Here is a 15618-nt window from a genome sequence, read left to right as displayed (position 1 = left end):
TCTGTCTGCTTGTTTAATATTTCAGTATGTTTATTTAAAATTTCGTTCTGTTTATTTAGCATCTCCTTTTGTTTACTTATCATTTCTTTCATCCATCTACCATTAATCCATACAAAATAAGTTAAAACTCCTGCAAGCAATGTAAGACCTATTCCAAATATTTCCAGATTTAAATTATAAGGGTAAGATGTATTAAATGACAATAAATTGTAGAATACCATAAAATTTTAGAATGATAAGGATTATTAATATATAAATATATTGAATTTTTCTGGCTCAATAAGATTAAAAGAAGTGCCTACTAAAAATGTTTTTTGTATATTCCTCTTTAAATCTTTCAACATAAGCATTTTCTCATAAAATCTTTTGCATTTAACCTTATAAAGATTTGTAAGCATAAGCAAAAACAAACTTCGTCTTTAAAAGAACTGCACAGAAAATATACCTTTACTCTACCCATTTTTGCATAAAAAGATATCTTTGCTTTTGGATTTGGTATTTTAATAGTGAATTTTTGCGCACTACCATAAAATTATAGAATATGGTAATAAATGTTAAAAAAATTAAAAAAAGTAGGCGCAGGCTTAAGCCTGCAAAATACAACCACGTTGTTTTTTTGTTGAAAAAAAATATAAATACAGTAGGTTCAGGCTTTAGTAACAATATTTTTACGCAACCTAAAGGTTGCGGTTACAATAAATTATGGTAATAAATGTTAAAAAAAGTAGGCGCAGGCTTTAGCCTGCGAATTTTTACCTTTTCCCATTATCTAATACCTCTTTAAAAATTTTCAATTTCTAAAAAAAAATTTTTCAAAAAGTGAATAAAAGTAGTTTTTGAATAAAAAGGAAGGGATATAAACAGGATTGAAAGATATTTTAGTGCAGGTAACCATACTTTAAAAATTAATTTACAGAATAAAGGAGTATATTTCTTTAAGCTCCCTGATAGGACAGAAAAGGTTATAAATATAAAATAAAAAAGGAATAAATAGGGGCAAGAAAGTCAGTATCCCTTGGGCAGTATCTCAACGGGGGATAACTGAAATTCTTCTTGCCCCCTATTTAAATAATTTTTCTATAATAGTTATATTATTAAAACAAAACATCCTTTATCCTATAAATTAAAACTTCTTTTCTTTTTCCTTTAATCTTTACAGGAGGTAACTTTTCTGCCAGAACTTTATCCTTCACATTCTCATAAACATCTGAAGAAATAAGTATTTCCCCTCCCTTTGCAATAGATTCAAGTCTTGCAGCTAAATTTACTGAATCTCCTATAACCGTATACTCAAGCCTTTCCTTTGAACCAATATTTCCCACAACAGCCTCACCATAACTTATTCCTATACCCACTTTTAATTTCTCTTCTTCTTTTTTATTCTCATTTTCCATTTCTATATATTTCTGCATTTCCCAGCTAGCCTTAACTGCTCTATAAACATCATCATCATGAGAAATAGGAGCTCCAAAAACACTCATTATACAATCTCCTATAAATTTATCTACTGTCCCTTCATATTTAAAAACTACATCTGTCATTTTTGTTAAATAATTGTTAAGTATCTGAACAACCCTTTCAGGGGGTAATCTCTCAGCAAGGGAGGTAAAACCCCTTATATCTGCAAAAATAACTGCAATTTTCCTCCTCTCTCCTTTTAAACTCTGAATATACCTTTCAGGATTCTTAAATATCTCTTCTGCTACCTGACGGGATACATACCTTCTAAATGCATCTTTTATCATCTCCTTTTCTTTTAAACTTTTTGCCATTTCATTAAAGGCAATTGCAAGGTCACCTATTTCATCCTTTGGATATTTAAGAATTCTATAATCATAATTTCCCTTCGCTATTTCCTTAGTTCCTTTTTCAAGTAATTTAATTGGATCTGTTATAAATTTTGTTATAAAAATTGTTAAAAAAAATCCTAAGATAAAAATTAAAAGGGTTATTAATAGAATTATCTTTTCAAGTTTTTTTATTTTCTCTTTTATAATCTCTCCTGAAATTCCTATTAACACTTTACCTATATATTTTTTACCTGCAAGATATATTTCCTTTTCCTTTGTAAAAATTTTTGGATTTTTAAAATCTTTTTCTTCATACTTTTTTCCAAAATATTTTAAATCACTATGAGCAAATATTATTCCGTTCCTATCAATAACCATAGCATATTCAAGACCTTCTTCCTCCTTTATCTCCTTCATTAACTTAAAAAGAAAAAGGTCATCTCCTTCAAATAAAGGTTCCTCACATGTGGATGCAAGATTCTGAATAAGAGAACTCATCCTCTTATCTATCTCGTCCTTTAATGAATTAACTGTAAAATCTCCTATGAATTTATAAAAAAGAAAAGAAGTGAGCCCTAACAAAAATAAAAGTATTAAAAGAACCTTATATCTTATTGGAAATTTTAATACCTTAACCTTTTTCAAGCTCTTCAATTTTCGATTTTGCTCTCTGAATATTTTTGTCTATATTAGGATAATTGGGATTTATTTCTTTAACCTTTAACCAAAAATTTAAAGCAGCTCTAAAATCGTTCTCCACATAAGCCTCTATACCTTTTAAGTATATAACATCTTCATCAATTTTATCTTTATAATCTTTTTCAATAGTTTCAATGTAAGAGTTAATTTTAGTATTTTCTGGTTCATAAATCTTTGCTTTTATAAAATAAAAATATGCATCTTCTATTTTCCCTTTGTTAAAAAATAAAACTCCATTATCATAATTCTTTTCAGCCATTTCTTTAAGTTCATCATTAATCTCTTTAAGTAATTTATTAATTTCTTCTGTATTTTTATAATTTCTTGCTTTTTCTAAAATATCTCGCGCCTCAAAGTATTTCTTTTCCTTGTAAAGATTTAAAGCCCTTTTTAAATAAATATCATAAATTTTCTCTATTTTATTCTCACATTCATTATAATATCCTTTAACCTCTTTATTTTCAGGTTCAATTTCAAGAATCTTTAAAAAATAATTTCTTGCCTTAACATAATCACCCCTCTTAAATAATTCAATGCCTAAATTAAAATAATCTGTGTTTTCTTTCATTTTAAACTTTGATTTTTCCTTTATTAATGATTCAACAGAATCAGCAAGTGCCTTTGCATCAGGATTTTCAGGGTCTATTTTTAAAATTTCATTGATATAATAAAGTGCCTCAGAATACTCCCCCTTTTTTATATGTTTCCTTACATTCAAAAAACCTTCAGTAATTTTCCTTGTGATTATCCTTGATTCAACAAGTATATAGAGCTTCTTTGCTTCCTCGTTGTCAGGATCCCAGATGAGGGCAATATCAAAATCTCTCTTTGCCTCTTCAAGCTTTCCTTTTTCCATCTTCTCCTTACCTGATATAACATAATTTTCAGCCACCATCCTTTCCTTTCTCTTGAGTTCTTCTCTTGTTTTTATAATCATTTCTTCATCTCCCACCTTCTCTTTTTCAATTATCTCAAAAATGTATTTAATTTTTGATAGTGTTTTTAGCATTTCTGAGGTCAATCTCTGAATTATTTCAAAATTATATTTAAGTGTAAATACATGAACCTCTCCCAGTATTCCATCTGGTATAAAAGCATAATCAAAATTAAATCCCAGAAATTTAACTCCTGCTCCAAATGTTATTCCTTTTTCCTCAAAAGTATCAGAAAAAACTTTTGAATAACCCATTCTTAAAGATAAAAAATCCCATAATGGATATTCTCCTCCGAATCCAACTTTAAACCCTTTAAAAGTAAAATTGTAAGAACTTCCTATTTCAAACTTAAATTTTTTTGAATTTTCTAAAAAACCTATACCCCCTTCTATCTTAACAGGAAAGCGCTCTAATTTATTTTCAAATTTTAAAGATGTGCCGAGATTTTTTAAAACAAGGGAGAAATTAAAGGGTTTATAGATATAACTTAATCCAATATCACCTGCAAAAGAAAAATCAGAGCCTTTAAATTTTCTTGCATATATACCTTTTAAATTTATTCCCCAGAATAAATCTTTATATCTTTTCGAATAGGAAACTGAAGAATTTGTATAAAAGGAGTCAGAATAAAAAACTGCTATTGAAAGACCGAGTTTTCCAACTTTCTCTTTATAAAAGGAAACTCCAAAATAATCGTATTTTACATTTTTTAACCATTCTCTGTGGCTCATAATAATCTCGGGGTTATTAATTTTTGATAAGTTTGCAGGATTCCAGTATATTCCCTCAACACCTTCAGAGGAGGAAAGAAAGAAATTCATAGCAGAGCCCCGTGCATCAGGGGGAATATTCAATACCTGAAACACATAAAATAAAAATAAAATTTCCATTAATTTTTTATTTTAACTTATATACAATCCTTAAACAAATTCCTGATAAATTGAAAATTACCTTTTTCCCCCAGAATGTGCCTCGTAAATATACCCCTTATCACTTTTAAAAAGATAATTCCCCTGTGAATGAAAATCTGAAACTTCGGCAAAGCGCCAGAATGCCATAAATGACAAATTTTTAAATGCTTTTTTTAATCCTAAAATTATTCCCATCCCTTCTCCTTTAAACCTTTTTGGATAATTTTCTCTTGTTGTAAAATTACTTTCTATATCAATTTTTAAATTTGAAAAGAAAAATTCAAGTCCTGAAAAAATAAAAACTCCTTCAAAATTTTTCTCAAAGTATATATTTACAGGAATAAAATAATATGTCCATCTTTCATAAATTTTAAAAAGATTATTGTTTTCCGTATAAGAGAAATTTCCTTCTGCTCTGTCAAAAATAAGTCCAGTGCATGCATATAAATTCCTGAAATTTATAGATAAGACCGGAGAAAAATTAAAATTTTTAAATTTTCTGAAATTACCCTTCCACCCAATCTCATTTGCCCTTTTTGTAAGAAAATTAAAATGTTCATTGAAATCACCTATTTTTATGTAAAATAAATCTACTCCTATATAAAAGTGAAGAGAGAGTAAAAAATTATTAATCATGGTGGGAATTCACTATCTATGAAATATAAAATATGATTACCGTAAGAGGAACCTGCATACATGAGATAATATTTAGAATCACCTTTTAAAATAAGATGGCGAATTTGAGAATCTGCAAGAGTATATTTTATTCCAAATGAAATATCCAAAAATTTATCATTTTTTAATTTATATACTCTTAATTCATTGTTTATAAAATTTGAAATAAATAAGTCCTTACCAGCTGTAAAGGAATAAAAATTTAACTCAAAAGGTAAATTTATCTCATAAATTAAATTCCCGTTACTTAACTTTAAAACACTATTATCTTTAATTATATACACATTTCCATCTACATCAAAGGTAACCTTTTTAAATGGCATATTATAAATTGTATTAAATGTTTTTCCGCTGTCCCCTGAGAACAAAATTTCATTCTCCGAAACTGCAAAAATATCTCCTCTTTTTGTGATAAATAAATAATAGACATTAGAAGAAAAATGAAAAATAGTATCAAAGGATAAAAAATTATAGGAGCTTATAAGTAAAATGCCACATATTATGAAAAACTGAAGAGAATCAAAGGGTGAAAAAGAAATAAACCTTGGAAGATAAGGAATTTTTATCTTTTTTATCTCCCCATTTTCTATGTTTAATATATAAACCGAATCTTTATTAAAAGTTAAAATTTTTTCAGGAAAACGAAAGGATAAAGAAAAAGGTGTGTAACAATAAGGCAAATCCCCTATTTTCTCTAAATTTTCATTTTTAAAATCAAATTTATAAATATATGAATTATGTTTATATTCATAATCTTCTAAAACTACAAAATAAAAAATTTCTTCATAAATATTTGAAGGAATAATATAATTTATCTCCTTCTCCTTACCTATATCCTTAGCTTTCCAAACTTCTTCAAATTCATCACCTAAAGGAGGATAATTAATCTTTTCTTCTCCGCAGAAAATAAACAAAAATAAAATACTTATAAATAAAATTTTTTTCATCTCAAGGGACTCTCTCTTTTTTCACTTCAAAAGATTCAATAAAAGTTCAACAGCACTTTCTGGATCATCCACCTCAATACCTATATCAATTTTAAAAGGCACTTTAATTTTTATTAATGGTTTATTAATTTTACCACAAATTGCAAGTTCCATAAGTGTTCCATATTCACCATCAATAGCAATTACTCCATCAGCAGACTTTACTATTATAACATTTCTTGCTTCACCCATCCCGGTAACTACAGGTATTTTAACCCATTTATTCCTTTCTTCCTTTAAATCTCCTGGCAATATACCTATTGTAAGCCCGCCTGCTTCATAAGCACCTTTACATGCAGCCTCCATAACACCACTTAAACCACCACATATTAATATATTACCACTTTTAACAATATTTTTACCAACTTCATAGGCTATATATAGATTTCTCTTGAACAAACTGAGCCACCTATTACACCGATTAATTTTTGCATTTTTTAATTATAATCTAAAAAATTATATCATTTCTATTTTTTTTATTCTATCAATTTTAAAACTTCTCCATTCATTTCTTAAATAACAATAGGCAATTATTTTGCCATTTTCTATTTTTTCAGGTTTTATAACCCTTCTTGTCTCTTTACCCTTTGAATCAACATATTCAATTTCTAACTTCTTTGATAAATCTATTGCTTTTTTTATTTTTTCAAGAGGATTTAAATCTTTTTCATTTGTTTTTTTAATTCTTTTTTTCTTTTTTAAAATAACTTTTGAAAGGTCTTCACCAAAAAGTATTATTTTAAGCATATACGTCTTTTGTGTATTCAATTATTTTTTCAGGTATATCTTCAGAATCTTCAATTAAAAAACAGGGTATTTTATCTTTTAAATCTTCATAAACAGAACTTTCCTTTTCTATCTGAAACAAAACAAATTTATAATTCTTAATAATTTCCATAAATCTTTTTCTTATTTTATTCCAGTTATGAATTTCACCATCGGTGATGAAAATTATAAAAATATTATTCTTTAAGTTCTCTTCTATTTTTTTAATATCAATATATGTATTACCCCTTTGCGGTGAAAAGAGCAATTTTTTTATTTTATCAATTTCATTATAAGATAGCCATCCTGTTGAAATTGTTTTAGAACTGAAGTTTATTAAAGAATATTTAATATAGGGTGCTATCCTTTTTATTTTTAAAAAGTTAAAAATTCCATAAATCCCAATTAAAAGATTGTGATATTTCTTTCCCCATGGCAAAAAACTATCACTCCCATAAGTCATGGAATGGGAAGAATCAACAAGAAACATTAAATCAGGAAAAAAATCTTTAACACCTTTTTTAATAAATATTCCTTTTTTAAATGGTTCAACATAAAAATTTATATTATTTTTAAATGGTGAATCTTTATCAAAGAAGGGTCTTTTAAAGTTTATTTCATAAAAGGAATGATTCTTTATATCAAAATTTTCCTTTCCATAACTTATAAAAGGAATTTCAAAACCACTTCTTTCATCTGTTTCAATTTCAACATAAGGTGAAATACTTGTATAATAAATATCATAAAATAAAAAAGATGAGATAAAAGAGGGTTTTTCTCTCCTTTTTGCCTTCAATTTAATATATTTTTCAATACTTTCATTTGAAGACATCTCTTCTTCAAAAAATGATAAAACTGATAAAGGAATCCTCTCACCTCTGAAATATTTTTTTGAAAAAATTATAAATTCATTAAATAGAAATTTCCAGTTAGCATGATTTTTTAAATATCCTATCCTTTCTTCTTTATTTTCAGGTATATTCCATTTTTTAAATAATTTTTTTACATCCTCAATTATTTCCTCATATTTTTCTTTATTATTTTGAAAATCTTTAAAGATTTCTTTTATCCTTTTTTCTTCATCCCATAAATACAAATTCAATATTACAAAGAATGAATAAAAAGGTGAAAAGGAATGAGAAGTTTGTAATTTGAAAAATTCTAATTGTCCCTCATAAGGCGGATTTTTAAACTTATTATAGGTATTCACTATTAAGTCCTCAAAGGCATTTAAAATATAACCTGAATCTTCTGGATTTTTAAAATTTTTAAAGGATAAATCAAATAATTCATAATGATAAAAAATATCCATCGGACATATTTTCCAGTGCATTATTTCATGAAGCAATATATCCTTTATAAATTCATCTTTCCATTTTATTTCATCCCCTATTTCCAAAATAATTTTCCATTTATAAACATCAATACTTGCTCTTATTTCTCTGCCTTTAATTCTTTTAACTTCAATAAAGCCTCCTATAAAATCAAGATTTCTTTCAATATCCTCAAAAATTTTTTCAATCATTTTTTAAAAAATAATGAAGGAGTGGATTTTTATATTTACTCAAAATTTTTTCAATTTTCTCTTTTTCCTTAATCTTTAAAAGGTTCCCCTCTTCCTTTGCTATATGATTTATTTCATAAATTATTCTTTTTATAAAATTCCATTCCCCTTCAATCATTTCCAGGTCTTTCTGGGCAAGTTTTCCCTCAAAACTTTTTAAAAATAATTCTTTTAAAATTTCTTTTTTCTCCTCAATTTTCCTTTTAATCATTCTTCCAATTTCCATTGAAGCAAGATATGCATCACCCATATATTTTGTTTCAATTAAATAATTATTTATAATTCCATTAAATGGAGAAAGAAAGGAAAAACTCTCAATTATATCAATATAATCAACATATTCTTTTTTTATTCCTTTGAGTTTTAAATAAAGATTTTTTGCCTTTGAAAAGATATTTAAATTTTTTATGAATCTCATACTCGGTGGAAAAATATATCCACATCCTTCTCCAAGCCTGTGGCATCCCTCACATATTGAAGGTATGGAATTGATTGATATTCTTTTTGAATTGAGTTTATTTTTTTTACAAAAATCAAGCCCGTATCTTAAATAAAGAATGGAAATTATTGCATCAAGTGTAAGTTTAACATTTTCAATTTCTTTATTAATTTTTTTAAATAGTTCAACATAATTCCCGTTCCTCTTTATTTCATATTTATTATTCTCAATTATTTCAATTACATCTAATGGGTCAGGATTAAAATAATCAACATTTATTATTAAAGGGAATCTGTCAATTATTGAAGAATCCATATCAAATATTCCTGAATACCTTATAATTCCCCCTTTTCTTTCATAGTTTGCAGTTGCAAAAGTGATATGGTATCCATTCCCCAAAATTATTTTTTTATTTTCAAATTCAATGTATCCATCAAGAATATGGAAAAATTCGTTCTGGATAATTTCCGGAGCCCTGTTTATTTCATCTATCATTGTAAAATTTGCATACTTAATTTCTTTCAATTCAAACTTAAATTTATCTATATTAAATCTTTCAAAGATTTCTTTTAATTTCATATCAGGTCTTGCCCTTATATATATTCCTTTTTCATCAAAATAAATTGAGTTTATCTCATGGAGTAATACTGTTTTCCCTTCGCCTCTTTCTCCTATTAAAAGAGTATTCAATTTTCCGATAAGGGCAATCTTGATGATATCAGAAAGTTTTAAATTTTCTTTAAAATTCCTTATAACTGTGCTATTTCTATATATCTTTAAATCTTCTATTTCAAAAATTTCATTTATCATATTTTAATTATAACACTCTTTAGTGACAAATTATGTCATTTTTCTTTATAATATAAAAATGAAATATACATCAAAAATTCAGAGATTTAATGAATTTATAAATTTATTAAAAAGAGGCAGATATGGATTGGAAGAATTAAAAGAATATCTTGAAATAAGTGAAAGAACAATTTTCAGGTATATAAAAGAACTTAAAAATAGAGGAATAACTGTAAAATATGATAATTTTACAAAAAAATATTATATTGAACAAAAAGAAGATATAATTCATATTTATCCTCTTGAAATAATCTTTACTGAAAAAGAATTAAATGCCCTTTATTTTGCTTTGGATTTTTTAAAAAAGAAAAAGAATTTCCCATTAATTTCTGAACTTGAATCGTTTATAAAAAAGATTGAAGAATATAAGGGAAATATTGAGTATAAAAGTATATTTGAAATTACAAGTTTTATATTCCCTTCTGATTTAAAGGAAAAATATGATTTAATAAAAGAAGCAATAAATGAAAAGAGATATATTGAATTTTATTATTATGGTTCAAAGGAAAAAAAAGAGATAAAAAGGAAGGTTGCTCCATGGTTTTTAATACATGCCTTTGGTAAATGGTATCTAATAGGTTATTGCACTTTAAGGGAGGAAATGAGAACTTTTGATTTAAAAAAGGTAAAAAATATTAATAAAACTAACGAACTATGTTTTGATGCAATAATTGGAAAGGATTATAAAGAATTTGTAAAGGATATGTTTGGACCATGGAAAGGAGAAAAAGAAGAATGGGTGAGCATTTTTTATGACAGGGAAGTTGCAGAGTATATAAGGGAGAAAAAATTCCTTCAAGAGTTTAAAATTAAAGAATTTGGTGATGGCTCAATAAGATTAAAAATTAGGGTTTCCTATCCGGAGGCAGTTTTATATTACCTTGTTTTGCCATTCCATTTTCATGCAGAAATTGAATCACCAAAATATTTAAGAAAAAGACTTATAAATTATTTAGAAAGAACATTGAATAAATATAAAAAGGGAAAATGAACAAAATAGTTTTACCACTTATAATAATTATTGGCTTTTTCCTTTTAGGTTTTATATTTGAAAAATTCATTTTAAGATTTTTAAAGGAAATCGCAAAAAAGACAAAATGGGAAGGTGATGAAATTATAATAAAATTCTTAGAAAAATGGATAATAATATGGTTCACATTGATAGGTATTCATATTACCCTCTTTATAATAAAAATAAAACCAGATGTTTTTAATATCCTTCACAAGTTATTAATTTCCATTTATATTCTATCAATCACAATAGTTTTAATAAATATTGCGTCAGGCTTTTTAAAAATTTATACAGAAAAATTAAAAGAAGCCTTACCTTCTGTTTCAATTCTTGAAAATATAATAAAAATATCAATTTTAATAATTGGTCTTCTTGTTCTTTTAAACTTTCTTGGGATCTCAATAATCCCGATAATTACAGCCCTTGGAGTTGGTGGAATTGCTATTGCTCTTGCACTTCAGGATACACTCTCAAACTTATTTGCAGGATTCCATATAATTCTTTCAAAGCATATAAGACCGGGAGACTATGTAAAACTTCAAACAGGTGAAGAAGGGTATGTTGTTGATATTACATGGAGAAATACAACAATAAAAAGTTTATTAAATAATCTTATAGTTATACCAAATTCAAAATTGGCATCAAAAATTTTTACAAATTATCATTTGCCTGAAAAAGAGATGAGACTTATAATCCCTGTAACTGTTAGTTATGATAGTGACCTTGAAAGGGTTGAGGAAGTTACAACTTCTATTGCAAAGGAAGTTTTAAGAGAAATTTATGATAAAGAAGATAATGAAGTTTTTATAAGATACAGTTCCTTTGGTGAATACGGTATAAATTTTAATGTAATAATTAATATAAAAGAGTTTTCCCAGCAACATTTAATAAGACATAATTTTATCAAAAGGTTACACAAAAAATATAAAGAGGAAGGAATTGTTATCCCCTATCCTGTGAGAAAAATTTATATTGAAGAGAAAGAAAAATTTAAAGAATTGTAAAAACTATAAGAGTAAATATCATTTCTGCATGTTCATATATTTCAGAAGCTATTTTATCAATTCTTTCATATTCAATCCTTTCATCAAGAGTTTCTATTAAAATCTCCTTTACAGCCATTTTAATTTTTGCCTTTAATGTTTCTTTTTTATTCCAATCAACTATCTTAATATAATAACCCAACCTCTTCACCACTTCCTTTGCAACCTTTTTAATCTCTTCTTCATTTATAAAAACTCCTTTTTCACTTGAAAGCATATCATAGAAAGCAAGTTCCTCTTCAGTTAAATTTAAATTTTCACCTTCTTCAATCCTTTTTTTAATCTCTTTTGCAATCTCTATTAACTCTTCAATATTAAATAAACTGCATAATTTTTATGTTCAATACTTTTAAACTGTTTAAGAAATTCTTCATCAATAATTGAAATATCAGGTTTTTCTTTTTGAAGAAGGGAAAATATATCTACAGGTTCTTCAGCTGATATACTTTTTGAAATCAATTGATTTATTTCATACTCAATGTCCCTTGATATTTCCGGTCTTGGTGTGGAATACTTTACAATCATTTTCTTAATCATTTCAAAGAATCTTATATCATCATTGATTTTAATTGTCTCAGGATGAGGGCTGGCAAGGGCATAAATCTTTTTCAAAACAACAAAATTTTTTATAAAGTCTTTCTTCTTATCTTCAGTATCTAAAAGATTATACGCTGAAACTGTTAATTTAGAAAGTTCTTCTGGTTTTAATACTTTCCAGTTTTTATAGTCGATACCATAAAACATTGAAGAAACAATATAGTATTTTTCTTTTAGCAAATTTATAACTTTATTTATGTCAGTTAAAACTTTTTCAATAGTTTCAATCGTATATTTACTTAAAGATTTCCTTAAATCATCAGCAATATCAATATAATTAACAATTTATTGATTTATCAATCTTTTTTCTTTAGAAGACGGAGTAAAGTTTTAAAAATATATCTCTATAAATGCGATCATAAAGTTCAATTAGTTCAGTTATTTTTTGAGTAGGAGTTTCTATTTTATAAAATTTCACTTGCAAAATTTTTTCTTTGTTTTTAATTTTAGGATAGCCTTTCTTGCCGATGGTAGATATACTTTCTAATTGTTTTATATTTGCATCTTGAATTAAAGATAAAAACAAAGAAAATGATTCTTCTAAATTTGTCTTTTTTCTTCTTAGCACAATAAAATCCTTAGAAAATAGAAATTTTGTGGCAGATTTGGTAATTACACCTATCTTTTTCTGATAGATTCTTACGGGAGCAATAATTATATCTCCCTCTCTTAAAAGTCCAAATTTACCTAAACTTATCTTTCTTTTTATTCTTGCCTTATTAGTAGCAGTTGTATGGTTTAAATTTTTAGGAGTAATAATTCCAACACCGCCGAGTATTATATCTCCGGTCTCACATATTAATAAATTGTTCATATTAATATTATTAGTTTTTTCTATTTCACCAATTTCCCATTCCTGAGCCAGGTTGATTTCTTTTAATAATCTTGAAACACCATAACTACTTAGAAATGTGGGAGTTAAAACAAGTCTTTTATCTTTATTATAGATTTCTCCTAATGTTTCCAATACAATTTGAGGATTTTCTTGGTAATTTTCTTCAAAAGCTTTAGCAATTATATCCGCTATTTCATCAATTAAATCATTTTCTTCAATATTTATTGTATTGACAGTTTTTTTCTTTTTTATTCTTATGTATCCAATGTCCTTTGCATCATAAAAAATTATTTTTTCATCTTTAACATCATTTATAAATTCATATATTGTATGAAGTTTGTTAAATAATCGATTACTATCTTTTAAAGATCTTTTTTTTGCAAATACTAATACTGTTCTTTGTTGGTATAAGGTGCAAACGCATGTTCTGGTAATCCCACAATAGCCACTATTCTAAAATAACATAAAAATAATAATCTTGCTTTGAAATATTCGTCACTATCAAAAGCGAGAATGGTAAAACAGCTCCCAATCTTCCATTTGGATTTAGCAATTGATACCATCTTTCAGCAAAAAGGCATTCTGACGCATTAGTAATACCCTTCTTGAAATTTAGAATTTCTTTCATCTTAAAATGATTATATTGGTCCTGTCTTATTTCTAAACTAAAGGGTGGATTAGTTATAATAAAATCTACTCCATAATTTTCTTTTAAACTTTCCGCAGTGCAACCTTGGTCTCTCAAAATATAAGGCTCTTTTATGAATGGTAAAGGTAAATTATCTAATGGAAGAAGAACGTTTCTTGTATATACATTAGCCGAGCCATCGCCATGAATAACCATGTTTACTTTACACAAAGCTGTAGCTCTTGGTTCATTATCTATACCAAAAAGAATTTTTAATGCATTTTCTTTTATATCTTCAATCCGATAATCTTTAAAAATTAATCTTAAAGCCTCAATTAAAAATGTTCCAGAGCCACATGCAGGATCAAGAATATATTTATAATTCCTTTTTTAAGCTCTTCTCCTGCCTTCTGAATATTGAGAGCCTTACAAACAAATCTACAAATATTCGGATGGGTAAAAAACAGACCTCTACTTTGCCTAAAAATTGAATGCATAAAATCTAAAAATACATCTCCTACAGAGTCCTCGCCTAAAAATCTTAAACTTCTAAGTTTTATTCTTTGAAGATAGGGAATTATATCTAATAAGATTTTTTCTTTATCTTTGTGGTCTATCAATTCTTTATTTTTTGCTTCTTTTGGATCTTCACCTAAAAGCTGGATTAAGGCATTTTCAAGTAAATATTTAATTCTATTATAAAAAGCCGCTTTGTTTAGATAATCTTCTGGTTTTACTTGAAAATCAGGTTCTTTATTTTCTTTTTTTAGAAGTTGAATTTCATCGAAGGTCTTAGCAAGAAGCAAATTAATAATTGTGTCAAAAGCCTTATCTTCTACAATACCATAATTTTTTTATCCTTGATGTAATTTTTCTTTTAGTAAATTTTTAAGTTGATTTGGGTCTTTAACCTCTAACAATTCATCTTTCGTCAAAGGCTTTTTATAGAAATAAACTCTGTCGCCAAATACTTGTGGAGAAATACCATAAGCAAATGGAGAGTTTTTACTGATTATTTCATCTAAAGAAATCTGTCCAGTTTCTATCGTTTTTTCAATTTCAGGATAATAAAACCATCTATAGAAAATGTTAATGGTATTTTTATCAAATGAAATTTCATAAGCAATCAAAATTAACGGATATGGTTGTTTAGGATCTTTTGCATAAGAATGAGCAATATTATAAAGTTGTCTTTTAAAATAATTAGTAAATTCTAAATCAGTAACTTTATGAATAGAGGTTTTACATTCTACTAAAGCTATACAATTTCTTTCATTATAAACATCGCTTATTTCTATTTTAATATCTATTCTTTTTGATGGTGACCCAACAATGGATTTTTCTTCTAAGGAGATAGATTTAGGTGGAATTTTATGTTCTTTGATTAAATCAAGAATTGCCAAAGCTCTACCCAATTCTCCAAAAACATTTTGGTGATAAAAAGAAATATCGCGAGAATAATATTTTTTCAGAGAATAAAGTAGTTGATCATCCTCTATTCTTACGGCTTTATTATTTAGCCGAGAAATTTCTACTTTTAACAAGTCTATATATTTCTTTATTTTGATACCCATTTTTGCTCCTCCTTTTAATTTTACCATAAATTGCACGATTTTATCAACTGGTTGTAGAATACCATAACATTTTAGACTGATAAGGATTATTAATATATAAATATACTGAATTTTTCTGGCTCAATAAGATTTTTAGGAGTGCCTCCTACAAAATGTTTTTTGTATAGTCCTCTTTAAATCTTTCAACATAAACATTTTCTCATAAAATCTTTTGCATTTCACCTTATAAAGATTTGTAAGCATAAGCAAAACCAAACTTTGTCTTTAAAAGAACTGCACAGAAAATATACCTTTACTCTACCCATTTTTGCATAAA

15 protein-coding genes and 1 pseudogene are annotated in these 15618 nt (G+C 26.5%); 2 read left to right on the top strand and 14 right to left on the bottom strand.

The annotated features are described in order from the left end of the window. The 9 genes from ABIN73_08190 to ABIN73_08150 all read right to left on the bottom strand — a co-directional run. On the bottom strand, positions 1–221 hold a 221-nt coding region (locus ABIN73_08190; GenBank protein MEO0269700.1), incomplete at its 3' end, for a hypothetical protein. An 873-nt stretch (positions 222–1094) separates the two neighbouring features. Next, a complete protein-coding gene (locus ABIN73_08185) occupies positions 1095–2444 on the bottom strand; it encodes an adenylate/guanylate cyclase domain-containing protein (GenBank protein ID MEO0269699.1) in 1350 nt (449 codons plus the stop codon). Next, positions 2422–4314 (bottom strand): PorV/PorQ family protein, encoded by a 1893-nt coding sequence (locus tag ABIN73_08180; GenBank protein ID MEO0269698.1) that lies wholly within the window; start codon positions 4312–4314, stop codon positions 2422–2424. The genes ABIN73_08185 and ABIN73_08180 overlap by 23 nt, the downstream gene beginning before the upstream one ends. Positions 4315–4371: 57 nt before the next feature. After that, positions 4372–4971, bottom strand: coding sequence for a hypothetical protein (locus ABIN73_08175; protein MEO0269697.1), 600 nt, complete (start codon positions 4969–4971; stop codon positions 4372–4374). Then, a complete protein-coding gene (locus ABIN73_08170) occupies positions 4968–5957 on the bottom strand; it encodes a hypothetical protein (GenBank protein MEO0269696.1) in 990 nt (329 codons plus the stop codon). The genes ABIN73_08175 and ABIN73_08170 overlap by 4 nt, the downstream gene beginning before the upstream one ends. A gap of 21 nt (positions 5958–5978) precedes the next feature. After that, positions 5979–6395, bottom strand: a complete 417-nt coding sequence (locus tag ABIN73_08165) for a TIGR00725 family protein (protein ID MEO0269695.1) — start codon at positions 6393–6395, stop codon at positions 5979–5981. 57 nt (positions 6396–6452) lie between these two features. Then, a complete protein-coding gene (locus ABIN73_08160) occupies positions 6453–6743 on the bottom strand; it encodes a WYL domain-containing protein (protein MEO0269694.1) in 291 nt (96 codons plus the stop codon). Beyond that, complete coding sequence (locus ABIN73_08155; protein ID MEO0269693.1) at positions 6736–8286, bottom strand: hypothetical protein; 1551 nt, start codon at positions 8284–8286, stop codon at positions 6736–6738. Before ABIN73_08155 ends, ABIN73_08160 begins: the two co-directional genes overlap by 8 nt. Beyond that, a complete protein-coding gene (locus ABIN73_08150) occupies positions 8279–9574 on the bottom strand; it encodes an AAA family ATPase (GenBank protein ID MEO0269692.1) in 1296 nt (431 codons plus the stop codon). Before ABIN73_08150 ends, ABIN73_08155 begins: the two co-directional genes overlap by 8 nt. 58 nt (positions 9575–9632) lie before the next feature. On the opposite strand from ABIN73_08150, the gene ABIN73_08145 reads away from it, so the two are divergent. Beyond that, positions 9633–10604 carry a WYL domain-containing protein gene (locus ABIN73_08145; protein MEO0269691.1) on the top strand — a complete coding sequence of 324 codons (972 nt, stop codon included), beginning with the start codon at positions 9633–9635 and terminating at the stop codon, positions 10602–10604. Continuing rightward, the gene (locus ABIN73_08140) at positions 10601–11629 is read left to right on the top strand and encodes a mechanosensitive ion channel domain-containing protein (GenBank protein MEO0269690.1); all 1029 of its coding nucleotides are present in this window, start codon (positions 10601–10603) and stop codon (positions 11627–11629) included. The genes ABIN73_08145 and ABIN73_08140 overlap by 4 nt, the downstream gene beginning before the upstream one ends. Here the strand turns inward: ABIN73_08140 and ABIN73_08135 are convergent. The 5 genes and pseudogenes from ABIN73_08135 to ABIN73_08115 all read right to left on the bottom strand — a co-directional run bounded on the left by ABIN73_08135 (position 11616) and on the right by ABIN73_08115 (position 15329). Further along, positions 11616–12445, bottom strand: a pseudogene (locus ABIN73_08135) (type I restriction enzyme endonuclease domain-containing protein). The gene ABIN73_08140 and the pseudogene ABIN73_08135 overlap by 14 nt on opposite strands. A 130-nt stretch (positions 12446–12575) precedes the next feature. Next, positions 12576–13232 (bottom strand): hypothetical protein, encoded by a 657-nt coding sequence (locus ABIN73_08130; GenBank protein MEO0269689.1) that lies wholly within the window; start codon positions 13230–13232, stop codon positions 12576–12578. A 316-nt stretch (positions 13233–13548) separates the two neighbouring features. Further along, on the bottom strand, positions 13549–14046 hold the full coding sequence (locus ABIN73_08125; protein MEO0269688.1) for an N-6 DNA methylase: 498 nt from the start codon (positions 14044–14046) through the stop codon (positions 13549–13551). A 17-nt stretch (positions 14047–14063) separates the two neighbouring features. Then, the gene (locus ABIN73_08120) at positions 14064–14534 is read right to left on the bottom strand and encodes a hypothetical protein (GenBank protein ID MEO0269687.1); all 471 of its coding nucleotides are present in this window, start codon (positions 14532–14534) and stop codon (positions 14064–14066) included. A gap of 48 nt (positions 14535–14582) precedes the next feature. Further along, entirely contained in the window at positions 14583–15329 is a 747-nt protein-coding gene (locus tag ABIN73_08115; GenBank protein ID MEO0269686.1) for a hypothetical protein, read from the bottom strand. Positions 15330–15618: the final 289 nt, after the last annotated feature.

It is taken from the genome of candidate division WOR-3 bacterium, from assembly GCA_039804025.1.
Taxonomy (GTDB): Bacteria; Hydrothermota; Hydrothermia; order Hydrothermales; family JAJRUZ01; genus JBCNVI01.
Note: the sequence above shows the minus strand (reverse complement) of the source record. Positions and strands in the feature narration are given on the sequence as shown.